Here is a 6,216-nt window from a genome sequence, read left to right on the forward strand (position 1 = left end):
AGTTGAGACACGTGGGGAAGAGGAACCTGTTGCGACAAATGAGACAGCGGAAGGAAGAGCACAGAACAGAAGAATAGAATTTAAACTGATAAGAAAAGGAAATTAGAAAAAGTAGATTGAAAAGAAAGATTTTAAAAGTATAGTAATAAATCGGATTAAAAAATTAATATACAAATATACGGATAGGAAAAAAGAAAACAGAAGTCTTTATTTTATAATAAAATTAGAGAAAAATGTTTTTTTGGTGCAGAATGGTTATTAAAAATAATAGAGAAAGGGAGTAAAAAAGATGAGTAATAATTTAAAGAAAATGGAAAATGACTTAAGAGCATTAGCAAAAAGATGTAAAGATGTTAAGTACACAAAAGGTCTTCTGCTAAGTTTCTTATTAATGGGAATGTTGACATTTTCAGAAGGCTTGACGTCACCTGAAGTGAAGAGTACTGAAAATGCGATAAGTCAAACAAGAAAAGAGCTTAATTCATCAATAAATGATATGCATAGTGCATTTAAGCAGGCAAAGAGGGAGAACAACAGATTACTGAAAAATGCGAATCTTGAGTTAATACAATTAATGGAACAGGGAGATCAGGTAGTGAAGTCTCCGTGGAGTTCATGGCAATTTGGAATGAACTATTTTTACAGTAACTGGAGAGGAGTATACAAAGGAAGAGGAGACAAGAAAAATGAACAATTTTTTCAAAGGGATACTACAATGGCAAGATATCGAAAAAATAATTCAAATAATAAATACGGCATAACAGAATTGGCAATAGTAAATGAACCGGATGCAGAAATAGAAGTAAGTGCAGGAATAGTGCCTAAAAATGTAAATAAAAATGCACCTAATTATATCCCTGCTGCACCTACAGGTATATTGCCTCCATTTGATCCTAAAATAATTATACCGCCTACAGCACCTACAAATATAACAGTAAATGCTCCTAATCTTTTATCACCGCCTGATATTAATTTCAAAGGAAAAGGATTTGCACAAGGAGCCCATATAGGTATGCCTAAATTACAAGGGGGTGAAAATATAGTAATACAGAATTATGATTCTTATGATACGGTAGATGTAAATAATAACAGCGTCAAAGGAATAATTAATGTTGAAGTTGGAAAAGATGTTGGAGGGTTAGGAATACCCACAAAATGGTGGGGAAGTAATTTAGACGGGACTGCAAATCCTAATATTCAAATGAAAGCGGTAACAAATGTTCCTAATGTTTCAACACCGGGCTTAACAATAGGAGGATTTAATCCAAACGGTTCCGGAATATTCTATTTGAATGACGGAAATGCCGCAAAAGGAATGAATGCTTTTATTAATGAATTAAGAGATCACGATGCGGTAATTTCAGGAAATTATGTAATGACTAATAGAGGCGGAGAAGGAGTAGAAGCAAACAGAATATTTTTAAGTCACAATCCGGCAGGTGTTGGAAACGGATCTTCTGCCGGTGTTCCGGGAGGTCCTTATGACGGACAGGCACAACCGTCAGTAAAGACAGCAATTTTTAGCGGTAATTTAACATTGAACGGAACAGCCAATATATTTAATGGAGATACGGCTTACAGTGATGTAACAATCGGAGTGGAGCATCAATTATGGTCACGGAGAGCAGTAGGAGACTGGATTACAGAAGGAGCCTATTCAATTTTTAGAAATACAGGAAATATAAATTTAGCTTCCGGAAATAATATGGTTGGTATTTTAATAGATGTTGAAGCTTGGGGAAATGACACTCCTACAGATGTATCAGGAGTACCTCATAAAACAAAAAATGAAGGAAAGATTATATTGGGAAGCGGTACCGGAAATAGTATAGGTATTGATTACGGACAATATTCCAATGTAACATTAAAATCAGAACTTTCAGTAGGAGATATTATTGTTGACGGAAGTAAAAATTACGGTCTTAGAATGGCAAATATTTTTCCGGCAAATCCGAGTTATTTCGATAAAGGAATTACCATTTTGTCAGGAGGAGCAGATAAAAAAATATCAGTTCAGGGAAAACAGAATGTAGGTGTTTCCATTGCCAAATTTTTATCTTCAGCAGCTAACTCAAATCCTATCGCTAATATATCAGGTTTAAATGTTGAAGTCGGCGGAGAAGAAAATGTCGGATTTTTAAGACATAAATCTTATGAAAATAACACAGGAGATATGATATTTAATTCTACTACAATGGGAACATTTTCTTTTGGTGATAATGCAAAAGACAGTACATTATTAAGAACGGACAAATACAATATAGATTTACAAAAAGATATTTCTATATCAAAAGGAAAAACAGGGAACAGTTTTGCGCAAGCAGTATCTGAAGTAGGAGCAGTAGCAGACAGTACGATTAAAAATAATGCTGTTTTACATGCTGAAGGCTTAACATCATTTACCGGTTTAATAAGTACAGGAACCAAAGCAAAAATAGAAAACAATAAAAATATAGAAATAAGTGGTGACGGAGATAAAAATATAGGAATGGTTGCTTTAAATAATAGTAATTTAACTAATACCGGTATAATAAAAGTATTGGGAACAGGAAAAGAAAAAGTTGGAATATATAATGACGGTGATACGGCGACTATATCCAACGGGAGTAAAATAGAAATAAACGGTTTATCATCTACAGCACTGTATAACAAGAAAAAAACAAATATCAGCGGTACTGTAGATATAAAGGCTACAGGAGGAGCAACCGGAATAGTCAGTGCAGGAGGAATTATTACATCAACATCAGGAAATAATTTGAAAATAAATGTTAGGGATAACGGTTTGGGAGTTTATGTTAAAGATGCGGCTAATGCAAATTTGACCGGAGCAGATATAAATATTAAAGATGGAGAAGCAGGTGTAGCATCGTATGGAGCCGGAACACAACTTAATTTAACAGATTCAATTATAAAATATGATGGAAAAGGTTATGCTGTATATTCTGACGGATTGGGAAAGGTAAACTTGACAAACAGTAAAATACAGTTAAGAGGAAGTTCGACATTAATGGAACTTGATTATTCACTTCCGATAGTTAACAGACCTATTAATACAACAAATACAGATGTAAAAGTATTTTCCAATGATGTAATTGCAATAAATGTAAATAATTTAGGAACTATGGATATTACTAATTTAAGTGGAATAAAGACAGGCTTGGGAGTTAATATTTCCGCCGGTACTGAAAATGGAGAAACTTTTGATAAATACAAAGAATTGGCAATAGATGGAGGAACAATAAACTTTAATACAGCTGTAGACAAGACGGAAGCAGATACTTCTTCCGGAGGCTTTTTCTTTAAAAAAGTTTTAGGTCAGAGATTAAAGTTGAATATAAATGAAAATGTGACTGCAAAATTAACTTCAGCCGTTGCAGATGAATTTTATAATAAACAGATAGTTGGAATAGAAGCAAATTCAAGTGTGAAAGCGGTAAATAATACTGATACCCAGGTTAATGTCACATCAGGAAAAACAATAGATGTAGCAAGGTTAGACGGAACGGATAAAGGAGGAGTGGGAGTTTTTGTTAATTATGGGCAGGTTAATAACAAAGGAACTATTTCTGTAGAAAAAGATTCCATGGCTAACAGTAATGCTGTTGGAGTGTATGCTGTAAACGGTTCGACAGTAATAAATGAAGGAGTAATAGATGTTGGAGGGGAAAATTCAATAGGATTATTAGGTTTATCATACAGAACGGATATTTCGGGAAATCCAAAAATAAACGAATTTGGAGGAAAGCTGGGAGAAGGTACAATAGAAGTAACAAATAAAGGAACTGTCTCATTAAACGGAGAAGGAGCGACGGGAATATTTATCAGAAATAATAATGTTTCCGGAACCGTTGCAATAGCTAAAGGAATAAATGATATATCCGGAAAGATAATATTAACCGGAAGCAAAGCCGTAGGAATATCAGGAGAAAAAGCCACTTTAGTAAATAAAGGTATAATAGATGTTCAAGGGCAGGAAAGTACAGGAATGTTCGCAAAATCAGGTTCAAAATTATTAAATGAAGGAACAATTAATTTAAAAGATTCCATATCAGCTGATAAACCGAATATAGGAATATTTACTGAAGATAGAGATACTATAATTGAAAATAATAAAGATATAATAGGAGGAAATAATACTTACGGTATTTATGGAAAAACTGTAAATGTCGGTTTGACAGGGAAAATAAAAGTAGGAGATAATTCAGTAGGGATATTTTCTGATGGAATATATTTACCCGGACTGCTTGCTTCAACTATATCTTTAAATGGAAAAATAGAAATTGGAGGAAATGAAGCGGTAGGTGTGTTTACTACCGGAGAAAATCAGCGTATATCAGCTGATGGAGATATGAAAATAGGGGACGGTTCTTATGGTTTTGTTATAAGAGGAAAAGGAACCAGATTGTCTTCTTCCAATTTAAACGGGATAACCTTGGGAAATGATGCTGTCTTTATATATTCAGCAGATATAATGGGAAATATTGAAAATAAAACGGCATTAACTGCAATAGGAAATAAGAATTATGGAGTTTATTCAGCAGGGCATGTTAAAAATTTAGCGGATATTAATTTTGAAACGGGAGTCGGAAATGTAGGAATTTATAGTATAGCCGGAGGAATTGCAGAAAATGGTAATTCACTCGGGATTACACCGATAATAAAGGTGAGTGGAAGTGATATTACAAACAAATTTTACGGAATAGGAATGGCGGCAGGATATGTAGATAGTAATGGAACTCAACATCAAGCCGGTACTGTTGCAAATTACGGTATTATTAAAGTAGAAAAGGATAACGGAATAGGGATGTATGCAACGGGAAATGGTTCGAAAGCTATAAACTACGGTAACATAGAGTTAAGTGGGAAAGGTACTGTCGGGATGTATTTGGATAATAATGCCGTCGGTGAAAACTACGGGATAATAAAAACGGTACCTAATATGACAAATGACGGAATAGTTGGAGTAGTAGCATTAAATGGAGCAGTAATTAAAAATTATGGAACGATAAATATAGAACATGGTACTAATCTCACAGGAGTTTATTTGGCTAAAGGAAAGTATGACTTATCTTCCACAGGAAGTGTCACAGGAGGAATATCTGAAAAACAACAATCAGACACCGGTAAAAAGGTAGCGGGAATAGATATTAAAGCACCGGGAAACGGAACAGCGATAATAAGAAGAGATGGAAATATAATAATGCCAATTCCTATAGACACATTGACTCCATCTCCTGATTCTTCAAAAGTAAGAGTCGGGAATACGGAACTGGATTTGAAAGTGGCTAATCTGAGTAATATTCCGTCTATGGCAAGAGCATCAGAGATAGGAATGTATATAGATACATCAGGAATAAATTATACTAATCCTATTCAGGGATTGCAGTATCTAACAAACTTAAAAAAAATAAATTTGATATTTGGTACTGAAGCATCAAGATATACGAACAGTAAAGAGATTGAAATAGGTAAAAATATTTTAGAGCCGTATAACAAAGTAATATCAACTATAAGTACAGGAGGAGGAAAGAAATTTATAATAAATTCAGCTAGTTTGACTTGGATAACAACCGGAATACAAAATTCAGATGATACTTTTAAATCAGTATATTTAGTAAAAATTCCTTATACTGCATTTGCAAAAGACAGTAACACATATAATTTTATGGCAGGATTAGAAGAAAAATACTCTACTGCAACAGGTCGTGAAAAAGATATATTTAATAAACTCAATAATTTAGGTAAAGGAGAAGCACATATATTGGCACAGGCAATAGATCAGATGAAAGGACATCAGTATGCAAATATCCAGCAAAGAATGTATTCTACAGGAACATTGCTTGATAAGGAATTTGACCATTTAAGAAAGAAAGGAGATAATTTTACAAAGGAATCAAATAAAATAAATCTTTTCGGAACAAATGGAGAATATAAAACAGATACAGCAGGAATAATAGATTATACTTATAATGCGTATGGAGTAGCTTATGTACATGAAGATGAAACAATAAAGCTTGGAAACAGTACAGGCTGGTATGCAGGAGCGGTACATAACAGATTTAAATTCAAAGATATAGGTAGATCTAAAGAAGATACAACTATGTTAAAATTAGGAATTTTTAAATCAAAAGCATTTGACCATAACAACAGTTTAAACTGGACGATATCGGGAGAAGGTTATGTATCGAGAAGCGATATGCATAGAAAGTTCCTTGT

Annotated in this window: 1 protein-coding gene and 1 pseudogene; both read left to right on the top strand. The window is 33.7% G+C overall.

The genetic code is table 11. The annotated features are described in order from the left end of the window. Positions 1–106, top strand: a pseudogene (locus EII29_RS10975) (OmpA family protein); the annotation flags it as partial. A 183-nt stretch (positions 107–289) separates the two neighbouring features. Further along, positions 290–6,216, top strand: a 5,927-nt coding sequence (locus EII29_RS10980) for an autotransporter-associated N-terminal domain-containing protein (RefSeq protein ID WP_125237563.1), incomplete at its 3' end; no start/stop codon positions are given.

Origin of the sequence: Leptotrichia sp. OH3620_COT-345, from assembly GCF_003932895.1 — a bacterium.
Lineage (GTDB): Bacteria > Fusobacteriota > Fusobacteriia > Fusobacteriales > Leptotrichiaceae > Pseudoleptotrichia.